We start from the raw sequence: 235 nt of genomic DNA, 5'->3' as shown, positions 1-235 counted from the left end.
CACGGCGCCGGTACCGGAAACCCCATAATAAAGTTCAAGATGGCGATGCGTATTCCAGGCCAGCGTAGCAACACATTGCCCCGTGGCCACACCCAGTGCATGAATGAGATTTGCGACACGCTTCGACCGGCCAAGTGCGCCCGACCATGTATAGCGATGGATATGGCCATTGCCCAGGTTTGAAACAATTTCTCGATCGCCGTGATTGTTAGCCGCGTGCTCGATCAAATCGGAG

The 235-nt window shown here is 54.9% G+C and carries 1 protein-coding gene; it reads right to left on the bottom strand.

Annotated elements, in window-relative coordinates; all coding sequences use genetic code 11:
- Positions 1 to 235: AMP-binding protein (locus tag SB751_RS35370; protein ID WP_410749660.1), on the bottom strand; the 235-nt coding region annotated here is incomplete at both ends.

Origin of the sequence: Cupriavidus sp. SIMBA_020 (genome assembly GCF_046535395.1) — a bacterium.
Lineage (GTDB): Bacteria > Pseudomonadota > Gammaproteobacteria > Burkholderiales > Burkholderiaceae > Cupriavidus > Cupriavidus campinensis.
Note: the sequence above shows the minus strand (reverse complement) of the source record. Positions and strands in the feature narration are given on the sequence as shown.